This is a genomic window from Rhodospirillum rubrum ATCC 11170 (genome assembly GCF_000013085.1).
GTDB classification, from domain to species: domain Bacteria; phylum Pseudomonadota; class Alphaproteobacteria; order Rhodospirillales; family Rhodospirillaceae; genus Rhodospirillum; species Rhodospirillum rubrum.
Genome location: NC_007643.1, coordinates 2,894,068 through 2,910,223 on the forward strand (window position 1 = coordinate 2,894,068; position 16,156 = coordinate 2,910,223).

A 16,156-nucleotide genomic window follows, 5' to 3' on the forward strand; every position below is an offset into this window, starting at 1 on the left:
AGCCAGTCCCCACCCCGTTGCCAGCCCGGCCGCCAGCCGGGCCCGCAGGCTACAAGCGCCGCCCGCGATCCGCCACCAGTATCCATCGTTTCCGCTTTGTTCGCGCAAACGAAGCCCGCCCTCCCCCTCAAGAAGCCCGCGCCTCCCGGGTATGGCGCCACCCCAGCTTGCGTCTTAATTCTAAAGACTATAACCTAAAGGTTCTACTTTGGCTAAAATATGATCGATTTAGTCACTCGAATAACCCAGTAAAGTTATGTATTTCCGCTGATAGATCGCCTCTAGGATGAGGGGTATCGGATCACGCCCTTAGCGCCATCCACTTTCGGGGAGAAGCCCATGACCACGCGCCTGACCACCACCGCCGGTGCCCCGGTCGCCGATAATCAAAACAGCCTGACCGCCGGACCCCGGGGGCCGGTGCTGCTGCAGGATTATCAGTTGATCGAGAAGCTGGCCCACCAGAACCGGGAACGCATTCCCGAACGCGTCGTCCACGCCAAGGGCTGGGGCGCCCATGGCACCTTGACCATCACCCATGACATCAGCCGCTATACCCGAGCCAAGCTGTTCTCGGCGGTCGGCAAAACGACACCGGTGCTCGCCCGCTTTTCGACGGTGGCGGGCGAATTGGGGGCGGCCGACGCCGAACGCGACGTGCGCGGCTTTTCGCTGAAGTTCTATACCGAGGAAGGCAACTGGGATCTGGCGGGCAACAACACCCCGGTGTTCTTCGTGCGCGATCCTTTGAAGTTTCCCGATTTCATCCATACCCAGAAACGCCATCCGCGCACCCATCTGCGCTCGCCCACCGCCATGTGGGATTTCTGGTCGCTCAGCCCGGAAAGCCTGCATCAGGTCACCATCTTGATGAGCGATCGCGGTCTGCCGCTTGATCCCATGCATATGAACGGCTACGGCAGCCACACCTATTCCTTCTGGAACGACGCCGGCGAGCGCTTTTGGGTGAAGTTCCACTTCAAGACCCAACAGGGCCATGCTCATCTGACCAATGCCGCCGCCAAGGTCGTGGTCGGCGAGTCGCGCGAAAGCTATCAGGAGGCGCTGTTTGGCACCATCGAGTCGGGTCACTTCCCGCGCTGGACGCTGTTTGTGCAGATCATGGCCGAACGCGAGGCCGAAACCACCCCCTATAACCCCTTCGACCTCACCAAGGTCTGGCCGCACGGCGATTTTCCGCTGATCGAGGTCGGGGTGCTGGAACTCAACCGCAACGCCGAGAACTATTTCGCCGAGATCGAGCAGGCGGCCTTTTCGCCGTCGAACGTCGTCCCGGGCATCGGCCATTCGCCCGACAAGATGCTTCAAGCCCGGGTGTTCGCCTATGCCGACGCCCATCGCTATCGCCTGGGCACCCATTACGAGGCCCTGCCGGTGAACGCCCCGCTCAGCCCGGTCAATCACTACCACAAAGACGGGCCGATGCGCTTTTTCCCCAATAATCCCAACGCCGACGCCTATTACGAGCCCAACAGCTTCGGTGGACCCAAAGAGGACCCCTCGGTCAAGGAGCCGCCGCTGCGCATCAACGGCGATGCCGATCACTACAACCACCGCGAGGGCAACGACGATTACGTCCAGGTCGGCGCCCTCTTCGCCCTGTTTGACGAGGGCGAGCGCCAGCGTCTGTTCTCCAATATCGCCGAGGCCATGGCCGGCGTGCCCGAGGAGATCATCCGCCGCCAGTTGGTCCATTTCCACCGCGCCGATCCGGCTTACGGCGAGGGCGTGGCCAAGGCGCTGGGACTGGCCCCGGTTTCCCAACCGGCCTGACCGGCCCCTCCATCCCACCACCATCTCAAGGGAGCGACCCGCCCGGGCCGCTCCTTTTCTTAGCGGAAATAGGCCCCCGGCGTCGTGCCGAGCAGCCGGCGGAACATGGCGATGAAGGCGCTGGGCTGGTCGTAGCCCATATCAAAGGCCACCGCCGTCACCGCCTCGCCGGCGGCCAGTCGCTCCAAGGCGCCCAGCAGGCGCAGCCGCAACCGCCATTGGCCGAAGGTCAGCCCGCAGTCGGCGCGGAAGGTCCGGGCCAGGGTGCGGGCCGAGGCCCCGGCCTCGCGCGCCCATTCCTCAAGCGGCCGGCCATCGGCGGGATCGGCCTCCAGCGCCCTGGCCACCGCCAGGGCCCGGGGATCGCGCGGCCAGGGCAGATGCAGCGGCTGGGCCGGCAGGGCGGCGATCTGGTCAAGCAGCACGCGCACCAAGCGGCCATCGGCGCCGTCCTCATCGTAATCATCGGGACGACGGCCGAATTCCAGGATCAACTCGCGGGTCAGCGGCGAGACCGCCACCACCTTGCAGCCCTTCGGCAGACCGGCCGCTTGCGCCGCCTCGATGGTGACATAAACACTGCGGTTCTGGCCGCCGCGCGCGGCGCGCACGCAATGGGTGATGCCGGCGGGAACCCATACGGCGCGATCGGGCGGCACCACCCAGCTTCCCTCGGGCGTCTCGACGATGGTGACGCCGCCGATGGCATAGACCAATTGGCACCAGGGGTGGCTATGGGGAACGATCACCGTTCCCGTCGGCCATTCCGAGGTGCGGGCGCGGACCGAGCGGATCGGCCGCATGGTTTCCCAGGCGGCAGACTGCGGGGTTGTCCATTTCACGCTATTCATTGTCCCAATATCGCAAGACAGGCGTTTCCGGCCCTTTTATCCTGCGCCTCCTTCCTTTGGCAACCGAAACGGGCTTCCCCATGCGTCTGCCTTTTCTCTCCCGCTTTTTCGCTGGTATCGATCCGCGCGGTCCCGAGGCCTTTTTGCTGCTGTCGGCGGCGGCCCAGCCGGTAGCGTTTTCCACTTGGCAGGCCTTGCTCAATAATTTCGCCATCGAGCGGGCAAGTTTCAGCGGCGCCGACATGGGGCTGCTGCAAAGCCTGCGCGAGGTGCCGGGTCTGCTCGCCCTGACCGTCATCTTCTTTCTGCTGGTGCTGCGCGAACAGACGCTGTTGATCGTCAGTCTGGTGCTGCTTGGCGTTGGAACGGCGATAACCGGGCTGTTTCCCAGCGTTTTGGGCCTGTTCATCACGACGATCGTCATGAGCATCGGCTTTCACTACCAGGAAACCCTTCAGCAATCGCTGACCCTGCAGTGGATCGACCGCGAGCGCGCCGCCCCGGCCATGGGCCGCCAGATCGCTGCCCGCGGCGCCGCCGGACTGATCGCCTTTGCCGGGGTCTGGCTAATGCTCGATGTTTATGGCCTGGATTACGCCTGGGTCTACGCCTTTGGCGGCGCCTTGACGGTGATTTTGGCTTTGGCGGCCTGGATGGCCTATCCGCGCTTCCCCGATGCCGCCTTGCAAACCAAGAAGCTGTTCCTGCGCAAGCGGTACTGGCTGTTTTACGCCCTGACCTTCATGAGCGGGGCGCGCCGCCAGATCTTCACGGTCTTCGCCGGCTTCATGATGGTCGAGAAGTTCGGGTATTCGGCCGCCCAGGTCACGCTGCTGTTCATCGTCAATCAGGCGATCAACATGGTCTTCGCCGGCCGCATCGGCGCCGCCATCGGCCGCTGGGGCGAGCGCCGGGCTTTGAGCCTGGAATACGCCGGGCTGATCGGCGTTTTCGTCGCCTATGCCGTGGTCGAGAACCCTTACGCGGCGGCCGGGCTCTATATCATCGACAACCTGCTGTTCAGCATGGCCATCGCCATCCGCAGCTATTTCCAGAAGATCGCCGCCCCGGCCGATATCGCCGCCAGTTCGGGGGTGAGTTTCACCATCAACCACATCGCCGCCGTCGGCATCCCCGGCGCCTTCGGCCTGCTGTGGCTGACCAACCCGGCGGCGGTCTTCCTGACCGGCGCGGCGATGGCCGCCATCTCGCTGACCCTGGCCCGCCTCGTCCCCGAACACCCCGAACCGGGCCACGAAACCCTTTTCGCCCGCCGCCAGAAGGCCGTCGCGCATTAGGGGGGTACTAAGGATCCAGGGTCTCGCTGAGCAGGGCTTCCCATTGGTCGCAGATGCGTTCGATGTGGAATTGGCCGGCGATGGCTTCGCGGGCGGCGGCGCCCATGGTTTGGCGCAGGTCGGGGTCGCTCAGCAGGCGCCACAGTCCGGCCGCCAGGGCGGCCGGGCGGTCTTCGCCGCCAACCAGCAGGCCGGTGCGGCCGTCCTCGATCAGGGTGTTGACGCCGGGACAGTCGATGAAGCCGATCGCCGGCCGCCCGGCGGCCATCGCCTCGGCGATCACCAGACCGAAGCTTTCATAGCGCGAGGCCAGGGCGAAAACCGCGCAAGCCTGCCATTCGGCGGCGATGTTGCGGACGATGCCCGGCATCGCTACGCGCTCGGACAGCCCCAGGGCGATGGCGCGTTGGCGCAAGGCCTCGCGCGTCGGGCCGTCGCCCACGATCCGCAGGTCCCATTCGGGAAAATCCCGGGCGATGCGGGCGAAGGCTTCCAGCAGCACGCCGTGGCCCTTGGCCTCGTCAAAGCGGCCGATCGACAAGATCCGCCGCGCCGGCCGCCCGGGCGGGGCATCAAGGGCGGGTTCGGGAACGGCGGCGGGTAAGGCGACGGGATTGGGCATCACCACCATCTTGCGGCGGATCACCCGGGGAAAGCGCTCCTTTACCGCCTGCGAGACGACGGTGATCGAGCGCAGCAGCGGCACCGACAGCGCATAAAGCGCCAGTTGCCCCAGGCGCTTGCGGTAATGGGTGATCACCGTGTGCTCGCTGGCGACGACGGGAATGCCCGTGCCGATCAGGGCCAACGCGGTGGGCACGAAACAGCTGTGCATGAAGGCGATGACCACATCGGGCCGCCGGGCCAGGATCTCCCGGCGCAGGGCGCTCACCCGGCGCTGGAAGATCAGCGGCGAGGTCGGGCGGTGAACATCGCCGATCGCCAGACCGACCACGTCGTCAACGCCGCTCAGATCGTAGAAGGGCTCCTCGCCCGGGCTGTCAAACGACAGCACGCCCACCCGATGGCCGCGCCCGGCCAGATGATTGGCGACATCGCAGAAGATCCGCTCGGCGCCGCCGGCGGTCTCGTGCAAGCCCTTGATGACCATGACGATCTTCATGGCGCGCTCCGCCGCTTGGCCACCGCGCGGAACAAGGCCTCCCAGCGATCGAAGATCGCCTTGGGGTCATAAGCCAGGATCGACCGGGCGGCCTTGCGCCCCATCTCGCGCCGGGCCTCGTCATCCCGGATCATCCGCGCCAAAGCCTCGGCGAAAGCCCCTTCATCAGGCGCGCTCAATAGCCCGGTCTCGCCCTCGACGATCAATTCGTTGACGCCCGAGGTGGTGCGCAGGCCAACCGCCGGCAGCCCGTGGGCGAAGGCCTCGACCAGGGCGTTGGGGAACCCCTCCCACAGCGAGGGAAAGGCGAGAAAGGCCGACCGGGCATACCACGCCCCGACATCGCGGGTGGCGCCGGGGAACAGAACCCGGTCGTCGAGATCCAACTCGTGGCACAGCGCCTTCAGGGTTGCGCCGGCATCGCCATCGCCGACGAAGGCCAGGGTCCACTCGGGGTGGGTGGGGGCGACCCGGGCGAAGGCGCGCAACAGAAAGGCTTGGTTCTTCTGATAGGACAAGCGGCCCATGTTCAAGATCAGCCGCGGCGGATCGGCCGCCTCGTTGGGATAGGGCGGTTCGGCCAGCGCCGGGACCGGATTGGGAATATCAACGATGCGCCGGCGCAGGAAGGCCGGATAGCGGGGCCGGTAGCTGGGCAGTTGCACGGTGATGCGCGAGGCGGTGGCCAGGGCCAGTTCGGTCATCCGGCGGGCGCGGACCCCCTGGCGCAGGAAATCGTAAAGATCGGGGGCGTTGCGCTCGGCGGCGATCATCGGAATGCCCAAGCCGACCAGGGCCGTGCGCAGGGCGATAAAGGCGCCGGCCTGGAAACCGATGACCACATCGGGGCGGAAGCCTCGGGCCAGACGGCGGATGGCCCTTTGTCGACGCAAGCGCAGCCCCCAGCCCGCCCGCTGGCTGGCCTCGCCCATCGCCAGCTTCATCCAGGTGATCGCCGGATCCATCGGATAATGGGCGGTGGCGTCCTCGGGGTCCCAGGTCAAAAGACCCACGCGCAGCCCCCGGGCCGCCATGTCGTTCATCATCATTGTCGCCATACGCTCGATGCCACCGGCCATACGGTCGAAATTCCGGCAAGCGAACAAGACGGAGGGAGCGGAAGGGGGAAGGGAAGGCATGCTGTCAGGCTCTGATCGAACGCTCGTGTTGAAACCGCCGGCTGGCGGAAAGGACGAAATGGCGGGCCGTGCGCAGGGGATAGCGGGCAAACAGCCCGATCAACGCCAGGGCCGCCCGGCCGTCCTGCCCATTGAAATGACGAAAGCGCACCCGCGACCACCCCATCATGTAATGGAAGCGCCCCTTGGCCACCAGATAATCCCGATGCTTGATCAACAGGGCCTGGAAGCTGTCATGCTCGACCCGCGCCGCCTTGTCCACCCCCTCGCTGGCATATTGGGTTAACAGGGGTTCGGCGGGGCCGATGAAATGCCCGCCCAGACGGCCAAGCCGCACGGCGAAGTCAACGTCCTCCTGGCGGCGCAAGCCTTTGTCGAAGCCGCCAACCGCGCTGAAAACCTCGGCCCGCGCCATCAGCGAGGCGGTCGGGGTACCGCCACCATAAAACACCCCGGGCCGGCGGTCGAAGGACAACAGGTAATCCGAGACCTCCTCGCCCCGGGGAACGCGCGGGCGCGCGCCGATCGCCTGAAAGGTCATGACATAGCCATTGGCATAGATCCGCTGACCAGACAGGTGACAGGCGATCAAAGCCGCGCCGCTTTCCCGCTCGTAATCCAGGATGAGCGCCCGCTGGCGGCGCAGACGCTGGGGAGCGCTGACATCGTCATCGTCGAAAAAGGCGATGAAAGCGCCCTTGGCGGCGCTCAGAATGGCATTGCGCGCCGCGGCGCAGCCCTGATTTTCGGCGTGGCGGATCAGGCGGATCCGGCCATCGGCGGCCGCCCGCCGCGCCAGGATATCGGCGCTGCCATCGCTTGAGGCGTCATCGACCACCACCACCTCGATCAGGGGCCAGTCCTGGGCCAGGGCGCTGTCGAGCGCCCGCTCGATGGTGGCGGCGGCGTTATAGCAGGTCAGGCCGATGGTGATCAGCGCAGGGAGAGCCTCGGCGGGGGAAGTCGCGGTCACGACGTGTCCTTGCGGTGCTGGCGGTGATAGGCCGCCCGGGTGCCGGCGGCGGGCAGCGACCAAACGATCTTGCGCGCGAGTTTCAGCGGATGGCTCAGGCCGAGCCCGACCAGCCCGAGAACAACCCGCCCCGTGCGCCCCTCGAGATGGGCCAGACGGATATCTTGCCAGCGCGCGTAAAAAGTCAACCAGCCGGTCTTGGCCAGGGTGGCGCGGTGCTTGTTAAGCAGGGCCTGATAGGCCCGATGATCCTCGCGCGGCGTCTTGTCGCCGCCCAGGGTCAGGCGCTGGGTGACCAAGGGGGCGGACAGGCCAGCGAAGACCGCGCCACCCAAAGCGGCGCGCAGGCACAAATCCGTATCCTCGGCCCGGCGCAGCGTCGGATCGAAGCCGCCCAGGGCGCGATAGCTGGCGGTGCGCGCCATCTGCGAACAGGTGGCGCAAGAGCCGCGCACCCCCGGGCTCAGGGTTCCCAAAAGGATGCGCCGGACCACGGCGTCGCCCCCGGGGATCGGCCCGCCCTCCTCACCCATCGTGCCTTCCAGGCGCTCGCCGCCGTCGGGCAGGATCTGGCACCGCGCGGCGTGGCAGAAAACCAGCCCGGCCCCGGTCTCGCGCTCGGCGGCGATCAACCGCGCGTACTGGCGGCGCAGGCGGTCGGGGGCGCTGATGTCGTCATCATCGAAAAAGGCGATCACCTCGCCTTTGGCTTCGGCGAGCAAGCGGTTGCGCGCCTGGGCGACGCCGCCGTTTTTATCAAGGGCGATCAGGCGGATCGGCGGGCCCTGGTCGCCGCGTTCGGTGATAACGGCCTCGATGACCTTGCGCGTGCCATCGCGCGAGGCGTCGTCGAGGATCAGAACCTCCAGGCTGGGCCAATCCTGGGCCAGGGCCGAGGCCAGGGCGCCGGCGATGGTGTCCTCGGCGTCATAGGCGGTCAAGGCCGCAGTGATCAGGGGACCGCCCGCCGTCAAACGACGAACCCCCGCAACACGCGACGCCAGTAGAAATAAATACTAGCAAGAACGGTGGCCTGACAGAGCGCCACGCCAAGCACCCCGAAAAACAGCGCTAAGGGATAGACCGTGACCACCAGCGTCAGGGTCGAGAGGATATCGGCGCGCAGCGAAATATTGGGATTGGTGGCATGGGACAGCGGCCGGCACCACCACATCGTGCTCGTCACCACCGCCGTCAGCGCCATCAGGCCGAAGGCCAGATAATCGGTGGCGGCCAGCGGCACGCCAACCCACAGCGTATAACCGACCAGCCCCGGCGCCAGAACGGCGATCAGCGGCAGGGCCACCAGACGCAGCTTTTGATTGACCTGGGCGATGGTGGCGGTGATCTCGGCCCGTTTGTGCTCGCTGACCGCCTGAACGAAGCGCGGATAGGCCTGACCGTTGATCGGCGCGGCCAGAAAGGGAAAGGGGGCGAGGAACTGGCGCAGGATATTGACCAGCCCCACCGTGGCCGGATTGGTCACATAGCCCAGAACCACCGTATCGATGCCGCCAGCGGCGCGGATGGTCGAAGACAAAAAGGTGCTGAGGCTGAATTTGGCGTAGTCGCGCAAGGCCCCCCAAGCCGCGGGGACAGGCCGCAGGCGCCCGAGCAGCGGAACCAGCACCAGGATATAGGCGATCAGGCTGAAGGCGGCGGTGGGCAGCAGAACGGCGGTGATCACATCGCGAAGGGTGACCGCCGCCCCCGACAGCACCACCAGCCCGATCAGGGCTATGCGGACCACCGGCTCGCCGGCGTTCATGGCGTAGATCAAGGGAAAGTGCTCGCGCGCCGTCAAATAGCCGATCGGCGTGCCGCGCAGGAAGGTCGCCAGCAGGATCCAGCCATAGAGCGCCACATCGGAGGCCAGATCGGGGCGCTTGAGCACGGCCTGGGCGATCCACGGCGCGCACAGCGCGAAGGCGCCAAACAGCAGGCCGCCGATCAGGATATCCAGGCAAAGCCCAACCAGCAGGGCCATCTTGCACAGCCCGGGATCCCCGGTCGCCGACCCGCGCTTATAGAAAACCACCACGGCGTCATTGGTGCGCACGGTCATCAGATTGGTCAGCATGGCCGAAAAGGCGACCAGGATGCCAAACGAGCCGTAGACATCGACGCCGCCGAAGCGCGTTACCAGGGTGACATGGGCGAAGCCGGCGGCGACGCTGATCGCCGTCGCGCCGTAATTGACGAGCACGTTTCTTTTGAAGCGCCTGTCGACAAGACCGGACATCGGCTGCGGATCCGAAAAAGGGAAGGAACGCGGCGGGGACCGGCGGGCCCCCGCCCCGTCACACCGCCTGTTCTTTGGTCTTATGGAAGACGATCAGCGGGAAATCCTCGGCGGCGCGGTCCAGGTGCCAGGCGTTGCGGGCCAGGAAGACCGGATCGCCGTCATGATCCTCGGCCAGCGAAGCCTGATTGCCATCGAGGAACTTCTTGAGAACCAAAGGATCCTCGGCCGTCACCCAGCGCGCCGTGTACAGCGCTGTCGATTCGAACAAAACCGGCACATCGAATTCGGTGCGGATGCGATCGGCCAGAACCTCGAACTGCAAGGGACCAACCACGCCAACGATCCAATCGGCGCCCATGATCGGCTTGAAGACGCGCGCGGCGCCTTCTTCGGCGATCTGCTGCAAGGCCCGCCCCAGATGTTTGGCGCGCAAGGGGTCCTTGGGCCGCACCTTCTGAAGCATTTCCGGCGCGAAGCTGGGAATGCCGGTGACCCGCAGGTTCTCGCCCTCGCTCAGGGTATCGCCGATGCGCAGCTGGCCGTGGTTGGGCACGCCCATGATATCGCCGGCGAAGGCCTCTTCGGCCAGTTCGCGCTCGCGGGCCAGGAACATCACCGGATTATGCATGTTCATCTGTTTGCCGGTGCGCACATGGAACAGCTTCATGCCGCGACGGAACGGACCCGAGCACAGGCGCACGAAGGCGATGCGGTCGCGGTGCTTGGGATCCATATTGGCCTGGATCTTGAAAACGAAGCCGGTGACCTTGTCTTCCGTCGGCTGGATGTCGCGGGTGGTGGTCGGTTGTGGGCGCGGCGACGGCGCCAGATGGGCCACGCCTTCGAGCAGTTCGCGCACGCCGAAATTATTGACGGCGCTGCCGAAGAAGACCGGGGTCATCGTGCCGGCGCGATAGGCCTCGGCATCGAAAGCCGGACAGAGACCGCGCACCATCTCGACATCGCCGCGCAGCTTGGCCACCGCATCGGCGGGCAGCATCTTGTCAAGCTTGGGATCGTCCAGACCTTCACAGCGTTCCCCTGGCGTCGGCAGGCTTCCCTTGGCCCCCTTGGCCATCAGCGCCAAACGATCGTTGAACAGGTCGTAGCAGCCCAGGAAGTCACGGCCCATGCCGATCGGCCAACTGGCCGGCGTCACGTCCAGCGCCAAGGTCTGTTCGATCTCGTCGAGCAAATCGAAGGGATCTTGGCCTTCGCGGTCGAGCTTGTTGATAAAGGTGATGATCGGCACGTCGCGCAGACGACAGACTTCGAACAGCTTGCGGGTTTGCTCTTCGATGCCCTTGGCGGCGTCGATCACCATCACCGCGCTGTCCACGGCCGTCAGGGTGCGGTAGGTATCTTCGCTGAAGTCCTCGTGGCCGGGGGTGTCGAGCAGATTGAAGGCGCGGCCGGCGTATTCGTAGCTCATCACCGAGGAGGCAACGGAAATGCCGCGCTCCTGTTCCACCTTCATCCAGTCCGAACGCGCGCGGCGCACCTCGCCCCGCGCCTTCACCGCACCGGCGAGCTGGATGGCTCCCCCGAACAGCAAAAGCTTCTCGGTCAGCGTGGTTTTGCCCGCGTCCGGGTGGGAAATGATGGCGAAGGTACGCCGGCGCTGGACTTCATCTTCGATCGCGGTCATGGATCCGTGGTCTGACGACAGGAAAGAGGGGCTGGACAAGGGGCCGGACTCTGCTTCCCCCGGCCGCCGAAAGCCAGAGGTTTTTTTCCGCCCCCCCGTCACCGGTCGGGACGGACTTTGTCGACAAGGGGCAGAAAACTTGGAATTGTTCCAGAAGACCGCTAGCATGGCGCCGCGCTCCACTCCCCCGCTTTGTCAGGCGGACCCCCGACCCGGTGGCGGCCCTGGCCGCATGCGCCCCATCGCCCCGCCGCGCCCCGTTCCCGTCTTGTCCGTTCCGTCGCTGGAGCTTCGAGTCCCGTCATGATTCGCATCGACGATCTTTCCCACGCCTACCCCGGCCGCCGGGGAAAGCCCGCGCGCCTCGCTTTGCGCGATCTGACGCTTGGCGTCGCCGAGGGCAGCTTCACCATTTTGGCCGGTCCCAACGGCAGCGGCAAATCGACGCTGTTTCGCATCCTCTGCGGCCTGTGCCTGCCCAGCAGCGGGCGGGTGCGCATCGGCGGCCACGACCTGCTGGCCGCCCCGGCCGCGGCCAGGGCGCTGATGTCGGTGGTTTTCCAGTCGCCCGCCGTCGACAAGCAACTGTCGGTGGCCGAAAACCTCGCCCTGCATGGCCGGCTTTACGGCCTGTCGGGCAAGGCCCTGGCCGCCCGACGCGACGAGGCCCTGGCCTGGAGCGGGCTGGAGGGTCGCCTTGGCGACCGGGTCGGCACGCTGTCGGGAGGGCTCGCCCGTCAGGTCGAGCTGGCCAAATGCCTGCTGACCTATCCGCGCGTGCTGTTGCTCGACGAACCGACCAGCGGTCTTGATCCGGCGGCGCGCCGGGCCTTTCTCGATGCCCTGACCGCCATTCAGCGCCAGCGCAAGATGACCGTGCTGATGACCAGCCATGTGTTCTCGGAAGCCGAGGACGCCGATAAGGTGGCGATCTTGCGCGATGGCGACTTGCTGGCCCATGACAGCCCGGCGGCCCTGCGCCGCCAGCTTGGCCGCGACATGCTGGTGGTCACGGCGCGGGACGCCGAGGCCCTGGCCCCGCGCCTGGGGCAAACGCTTGGCCTCGCCGTCAGCCGTCACGGCGCGGAAATCCGCATCGAGGCCATCCCGGCCAGCGGACCGGTGCCGCTGATCGACGCCATCTTGTCCGCCTTCCGCGGCGATATCCAAAGCATCGCCGTCCGCCAGCCGACGCTGGAGGACGTCTTCATCCACATCACCGGAACCACCGCTTCCCGGCCCCGGCCCGGATCGGTTTCCGCCGCGTCCGTCGAGGCCGCCCAATGACCGCCCTGTCCACCCCCCTCTCCGACCCGCCCCGGGTGTCCGTGCCCTCGGTGGCATTCGCCCTCGCCAAGCGCGAATTCACCCGCTTCGTGCGCCAGCCCGCCCGGCTGGCCGGCTCGATCGGCCAGCCCTTGCTGTTCTGGCTGGTCCTCGGCTCGGGCCTGTCGCCCAGCTTCCGCCCCACCGGCATGGCGGCGATGAGCTACACCGAGTATTTCTACCCCGGCATGCTGTTGATGATGGTGCTGTTCGCCAGCGTCTTTTCAACGATCACCGTGATCGAGGACCGCGACCAGGGATTCCTGCAAGGCGTTCTGGTCGCCCCGGTCTCGCGGCTGGCCATCGTGCTGGGCAAGGTCGGCGGCGCCGCCGCCATCGCCTTGTTCCAGTCGATCGTCTTGCTGTGCGCCGCGCCGGTGCTGGGCTTTTCCACCGGACCCTTGGGTTATCTGCTGATCCTGGTCACCCTGACCTTGCTGTCGCTCGGCTTCACCGGCCTGGGATTCCTGACCGCCTGGGGCATGGCCTCGACCAGCGGCTTCCATGCGGTGATGATGCTGGTGCTGATGCCGTTGTGGTTCCTGTCGGGGGCGCTGTTCCCGGTTCAGGGAGTTCCCGCCGTGCTCGAGGGGCTGATGATGATCAACCCGGTCACCCATGGCATGACCATCCTGCGCGCCCCCTTCTATGAGGCGCCGGGCGCCCTGCTGAGCGACGGCTCCTATCTGGGATCGCTGGCCGTCGTCGCGCTATGGGTGGTGCTGGCCCTGGGGGCTTCGGCCTGGCGGGTCGGCCGGCGCGAACGCGGGGCCCCTAGTCCTTCTTGACCGCCCCGGCCGCCCCATCGTCGCGGCGGCGGATCAGATAGCGCAAGACCTCGTCCTCCTGGCCGCTTTCCACCAGAACATCGCCGGTATGGCGGCAGAAAGCGGCGAAATCCTTGATCGACCCCGGATCGGTCGCCAGAACCTCGAGCAGGGCGCCGGGCTCCATGCGGTTGAGCATCTTGCGCGCGCGCAGCACCGGCAGCGGACAAGCCAGCCCACGGGCGTCCAGAACCAGGGGCGCCCGATCGGCGGCGGCGGGCGGGTCTTGGGTGGTCATCTTTCTTCCTTTGCACTGTGGGACGCGCAGTTTGACAATGCCCCGTCGCGCCCGCAATGCGCAAACCGCCTCGTCTTGTTCTTTAGAAAGACCCAACGAGTGGAAGGAGCCACCCCCCGTGTCCGGATTTGAAGTCACCATCGTCGACGCCGAAAGCGTCATCGCCTGGGTCAAGGCGGGCAAGGTCACCGTTTTCGATGTCCGCGAGCCCGAGGAATTCGCCGCCGCCCATATCGAAGGGGCGATTCCCAATCCCCTGTCGCGCTTCGACGCCTCGCTGATCCCCACCGACAGCCCGGTTCCCGTCGTCTTGCACTGCCGCAGCGGCGTGCGCTGCGGCCATGCCGCCGATCGCCTGCGGGCCAGCGGCTTCCAGGGCAAGATCAACCGCATGGCTGGCGGCATCATCGCTTGGCAAGCCGCCGGCGGTCCGGTGGTCAGCGGGTGAGGCCGGAACGCAGGGGTTGATGGAGTGCGCCGCAACACTAGTCGCCTTGGTTGATTTGGTGCGCCGCAGCAACCAAGACCCGTTGCCATCCCTCCCAAGGGTCGCCATCATTAGTTCTATAAGAAGGCCCCCTAAAGGGGACCCGATGGGAGAGACCGGCGATGTTGCTTCGTAAAGAGACCGCGGAAAGCCAGCGCGCCAGCGCCAGTTGGTCGGCGGCGACCCAGCGCACGTTCCTGGTTGTCGTCGACAACTCGGCCGAGATGCGGGTGGCGTTACGCTACGCCAGCCGCCGGGCGCAGAACACCGGCGGCCGGGTGGCGCTGATGATCGCCATCGAACAGACCGAATTCGAGCAATGGATGTTCGTTGGCAATCTGATGCGCGAAGAGGCCCGCGAGGGCGCCGAGCAAAGCTTGCAACGCCATGCCGCCGCCGTCGGCGCCGTAAGCGGCGAAAGGCCGTCGCTGTTCGTGCGCGAAGGCGACCGCATCCGCGAAGTGTTCAAGCTGGTCAACGAAGAGCCGTCGATTTCGGTGCTGGTGCTTGGCGTCGGCGCCGATCCCAATAATCCCGGCCCGCTGGTCCGCGAACTGACCGGCCGTCAGGCCGGCAAGCTGCGGGTTCCCGTGACCCTGGTGCCCGGTGGCCTGAGCGATGCCGAGATCGACGCCCTGGCCTGAACCGGGCCCCGCCGCTTGGCGAGAATGCGACAAGAAAACACGGACGATCCAACGTCCCCCCTTGTCGGGCTCTGGCCGCGATCCGATTATTTATCCCTCGCCGCTGGTGAAACCCCACTGCGGCCGCGAACAAGGGATGAGCAAGCGTGACCAACGGCAAGCGGATCGCCCTGCTGGCATTGGGCCATGCCTGCGTGGGTTTGGGGGTGATCGGCGCCTTTCTCCCCGTGGTGCCGACCACGCCGTTTCTTCTGCTCGCCACCTGGGCCTATGGACAATCAAGCCCGCGCCTGCGCGCTTGGCTATGGACCCATCCGCGCTATGGCAAGGCCATTCGCGGCTGGCATGAGCACGGGCTGATCAGCCGGCGGGCCAAGGTGCTCTCGATCGGGGCGATGGCCTGTTCGGTCGGCATCACGGCGTGGCTGATCGGCACTATGACCGTTGTGGCGATCCAGGCCGGGGTGCTGGTGCTGGTGGCGGCCTTCATCGCCAGCCGCCCCGAACACCCGCCCGCCGAACACCCGCCCGCCGAAAGCATGATGACCAAGCCTCCGCCAGCCTCCCCGGCCGCTTCCCCACTGATCACGCCGCCGGAGCGCTGATCCCGAAATCCCGCGCCCAGCGCAGGCCGGCCTCGGTGCCGGCGCGCGGGGTGTACTCGCAGCCGACCCAACCGGGGAAGCCGTGGGCATCGAGCAGATTGAACAGATAGGGCCAGTTGATCTCGCCATTGGCATCGGGTTCGCGCCGTCCGGGAACCCCGGCGACCTGGACATGGGCGATGCGCTCGATGTTGGATTCCAGAAAATCCGTCAGCCCGCCCTGAACGATCTGGGCGTGATAAAAATCGTAAAGCACATGCAGGTTCTTGTGGCCGACCTCTTCGATGACCTGCAAGGCGTCATCGGGACGCGACAGGAAATAGCCCGGCATGTCCTCGGTATTGACCGCCTCGATCAGCACCTTCACACCGCGCTCGGCGAACAGATCGGCGGCATAGGCCAGATTTTCGACATAGGTTTCCAGGGCGACGGGCCAGTCGTCCTCGGCGACCACCCCGGCCATCACGTGGACGCGCTCGCAGCCGGCCAGTTCCACATAGGGCAGCACGACCTCCAGGCTGTCGCGGAACTCGCTCTGGCGGCCCGGCAGGGCGGCAAGGCCGCGCTCGCCGGCCGCCCAATCGCCCGGCGGGGCGTTGAAGAGCACGACATCAAGCCGGTTCATCGCCGCCAGATCGCCCAGCCGTTCCGGGGCCAAGGTATAGGGAAACTGCAGCTCCACCCCCCGAAAGCCGCAGGCCGCGGCGGCGGCGAACCGCTCCTCGAGCGGGCGGTCGGTAAAGAGCGTGGAAAGATTGGCCGCGAAGCGTGGCATTGGGTGCTTGTCCTGGACAAAGGGGGGGTGGCGGGAGTATGCACGATTCTCGCCTTGCGCTATATCATGGCGAGCGAAGGTCGTTTGCGTTATGTCGCCCGCCATTCTAAAGCAAGTTCGGCGCCGACAGAACCAATCGGCGCCAAGGATTTTGCTGGCAATCACAAACTAGAGCTTTGCCGC

16 protein-coding genes are annotated in these 16,156 nt (G+C 66.2%); 7 read left to right on the forward strand and 9 right to left on the reverse strand.

What is annotated here, in order from left to right; translation table 11 throughout:
- Window positions 1–339 precede the first annotated feature (339 nt).
- Window positions 340–1,794 (forward strand): catalase, encoded by a 1,455-nt coding sequence (locus RRU_RS12870; protein ID WP_011390242.1) that lies wholly within the window; start codon window positions 340–342, stop codon window positions 1,792–1,794.
- A gap of 59 nt (window positions 1,795–1,853) precedes the next feature.
- Here the strand turns inward: RRU_RS12870 and RRU_RS12875 are convergent, their stop codons facing one another.
- On the reverse strand, window positions 1,854–2,636 hold the full coding sequence (locus tag RRU_RS12875; protein ID WP_237703766.1) for an AraC family transcriptional regulator: 783 nt from the start codon (window positions 2,634–2,636) through the stop codon (window positions 1,854–1,856).
- Between the two features lie 89 nt (window positions 2,637–2,725).
- Here RRU_RS12875 and RRU_RS12880 point away from each other — a divergent pair, with 89 nt between their 5' ends.
- Window positions 2,726–3,943 (forward strand): MFS transporter, encoded by a 1,218-nt coding sequence (locus RRU_RS12880; RefSeq protein ID WP_011390244.1) that lies wholly within the window; start codon window positions 2,726–2,728, stop codon window positions 3,941–3,943.
- A 7-nt stretch (window positions 3,944–3,950) separates the two neighbouring features.
- Here the strand turns inward: RRU_RS12880 and RRU_RS12885 are convergent, their stop codons facing one another.
- The 6 genes from RRU_RS12885 to RRU_RS12910 all read right to left on the reverse strand — a co-directional run bounded on the left by RRU_RS12885 (window position 3,951) and on the right by RRU_RS12910 (window position 11,071).
- Window positions 3,951–5,066, reverse strand: a complete 1,116-nt coding sequence (locus tag RRU_RS12885) for a glycosyltransferase family 4 protein (RefSeq protein WP_011390245.1) — start codon at window positions 5,064–5,066, stop codon at window positions 3,951–3,953.
- On the reverse strand, window positions 5,063–6,145 hold the full coding sequence (locus tag RRU_RS12890; RefSeq protein ID WP_014626391.1) for a glycosyltransferase: 1,083 nt from the start codon (window positions 6,143–6,145) through the stop codon (window positions 5,063–5,065). The genes RRU_RS12885 and RRU_RS12890 overlap by 4 nt, the downstream gene beginning before the upstream one ends.
- A gap of 64 nt (window positions 6,146–6,209) precedes the next feature.
- Window positions 6,210–7,178 (reverse strand): glycosyltransferase family 2 protein, encoded by a 969-nt coding sequence (locus tag RRU_RS12895; protein WP_011390247.1) that lies wholly within the window; start codon window positions 7,176–7,178, stop codon window positions 6,210–6,212.
- The gene (locus RRU_RS12900) at window positions 7,175–8,119 is read right to left on the reverse strand and encodes a glycosyltransferase (RefSeq protein ID WP_237703767.1); all 945 of its coding nucleotides are present in this window, start codon (window positions 8,117–8,119) and stop codon (window positions 7,175–7,177) included. The genes RRU_RS12895 and RRU_RS12900 overlap by 4 nt, the downstream gene beginning before the upstream one ends.
- A 29-nt stretch (window positions 8,120–8,148) precedes the next feature.
- Window positions 8,149–9,420, reverse strand: a complete 1,272-nt coding sequence (locus RRU_RS12905; RefSeq protein WP_011390249.1) for a lipopolysaccharide biosynthesis protein — start codon at window positions 9,418–9,420, stop codon at window positions 8,149–8,151.
- A 58-nt stretch (window positions 9,421–9,478) separates the two neighbouring features.
- Complete coding sequence (locus RRU_RS12910; RefSeq protein ID WP_011390250.1) at window positions 9,479–11,071, reverse strand: peptide chain release factor 3; 1,593 nt, start codon at window positions 11,069–11,071, stop codon at window positions 9,479–9,481.
- A gap of 303 nt (window positions 11,072–11,374) precedes the next feature.
- Here RRU_RS12910 and RRU_RS12915 point away from each other — a divergent pair, with 303 nt between their 5' ends.
- Both RRU_RS12915 and RRU_RS12920 read left to right on the forward strand, forming a co-directional pair.
- A complete protein-coding gene (locus RRU_RS12915; protein WP_011390251.1) occupies window positions 11,375–12,358 on the forward strand; it encodes an ABC transporter ATP-binding protein in 984 nt (327 codons plus the stop codon).
- The gene (locus RRU_RS12920) at window positions 12,355–13,185 is read left to right on the forward strand and encodes an ABC transporter permease (protein WP_011390252.1); all 831 of its coding nucleotides are present in this window, start codon (window positions 12,355–12,357) and stop codon (window positions 13,183–13,185) included. The genes RRU_RS12915 and RRU_RS12920 overlap by 4 nt, the downstream gene beginning before the upstream one ends.
- On the opposite strand, the gene RRU_RS12925 is transcribed toward RRU_RS12920, so the two are convergent.
- Window positions 13,172–13,462, reverse strand: a complete 291-nt coding sequence (locus RRU_RS12925) for a sulfurtransferase TusA family protein (RefSeq protein WP_014626393.1) — start codon at window positions 13,460–13,462, stop codon at window positions 13,172–13,174. The genes RRU_RS12920 and RRU_RS12925 overlap by 14 nt on opposite strands.
- Before the next feature lie 118 nt (window positions 13,463–13,580).
- On the opposite strand from RRU_RS12925, the gene RRU_RS12930 reads away from it, so the two are divergent.
- The 3 genes from RRU_RS12930 to RRU_RS12940 all read left to right on the forward strand — a co-directional run bounded on the left by RRU_RS12930 (window position 13,581) and on the right by RRU_RS12940 (window position 15,198).
- A complete protein-coding gene (locus tag RRU_RS12930) occupies window positions 13,581–13,910 on the forward strand; it encodes a rhodanese-like domain-containing protein (protein WP_014626394.1) in 330 nt (109 codons plus the stop codon).
- A 161-nt stretch (window positions 13,911–14,071) separates the two neighbouring features.
- The gene (locus RRU_RS12935) at window positions 14,072–14,593 is read left to right on the forward strand and encodes a universal stress protein (protein WP_011390254.1); all 522 of its coding nucleotides are present in this window, start codon (window positions 14,072–14,074) and stop codon (window positions 14,591–14,593) included.
- A 146-nt stretch (window positions 14,594–14,739) separates the two neighbouring features.
- Window positions 14,740–15,198 carry a YbaN family protein gene (locus RRU_RS12940; RefSeq protein ID WP_011390255.1) on the forward strand — a complete coding sequence of 153 codons (459 nt, stop codon included), beginning with the start codon at window positions 14,740–14,742 and terminating at the stop codon, window positions 15,196–15,198.
- Here RRU_RS12940 and otnI read toward each other — a convergent pair.
- Complete coding sequence (otnI, locus tag RRU_RS12945; RefSeq protein WP_011390256.1) at window positions 15,179–15,973, reverse strand: 2-oxo-tetronate isomerase; 795 nt, start codon at window positions 15,971–15,973, stop codon at window positions 15,179–15,181. The genes RRU_RS12940 and otnI overlap by 20 nt on opposite strands.
- Window positions 15,974–16,156: the final 183 nt, after the last annotated feature.

Excerpts from the sequence above, each read along its gene's own strand:
- RRU_RS12870 (WP_011390242.1), top strand. The coding sequence starts at position 340 with ATGACCACGCGCCTGACCACCACCGCCGGTGCCCCGGTCGCCGATAAT.
- RRU_RS12880 (WP_011390244.1), top strand. The coding sequence starts at position 2,726 with ATGCGTCTGCCTTTTCTCTCCCGCTTTTTCGCTGGTATCGATCCGCGC.
- RRU_RS12885 (WP_011390245.1), bottom strand. The coding sequence starts at position 5,066 with ATGAAGATCGTCATGGTCATCAAGGGCTTGCACGAGACCGCCGGCGGC.
- RRU_RS12890 (WP_014626391.1), bottom strand. The coding sequence starts at position 6,145 with ATGGCCGGTGGCATCGAGCGTATGGCGACAATGATGATGAACGACATG.
- RRU_RS12905 (WP_011390249.1), bottom strand. The coding sequence starts at position 9,420 with ATGTCCGGTCTTGTCGACAGGCGCTTCAAAAGAAACGTGCTCGTCAAT.
- RRU_RS12910 (WP_011390250.1), bottom strand. The coding sequence starts at position 11,071 with ATGACCGCGATCGAAGATGAAGTCCAGCGCCGGCGTACCTTCGCCATC.
- RRU_RS12915 (WP_011390251.1), top strand. The coding sequence starts at position 11,375 with ATGATTCGCATCGACGATCTTTCCCACGCCTACCCCGGCCGCCGGGGA.
- RRU_RS12920 (WP_011390252.1), top strand. The coding sequence starts at position 12,355 with ATGACCGCCCTGTCCACCCCCCTCTCCGACCCGCCCCGGGTGTCCGTG.
- RRU_RS12925 (WP_014626393.1), bottom strand. The coding sequence starts at position 13,462 with ATGACCACCCAAGACCCGCCCGCCGCCGCCGATCGGGCGCCCCTGGTT.
- RRU_RS12935 (WP_011390254.1), top strand. The coding sequence starts at position 14,072 with ATGTTGCTTCGTAAAGAGACCGCGGAAAGCCAGCGCGCCAGCGCCAGT.
- otnI (WP_011390256.1), bottom strand. The coding sequence starts at position 15,973 with ATGCCACGCTTCGCGGCCAATCTTTCCACGCTCTTTACCGACCGCCCG.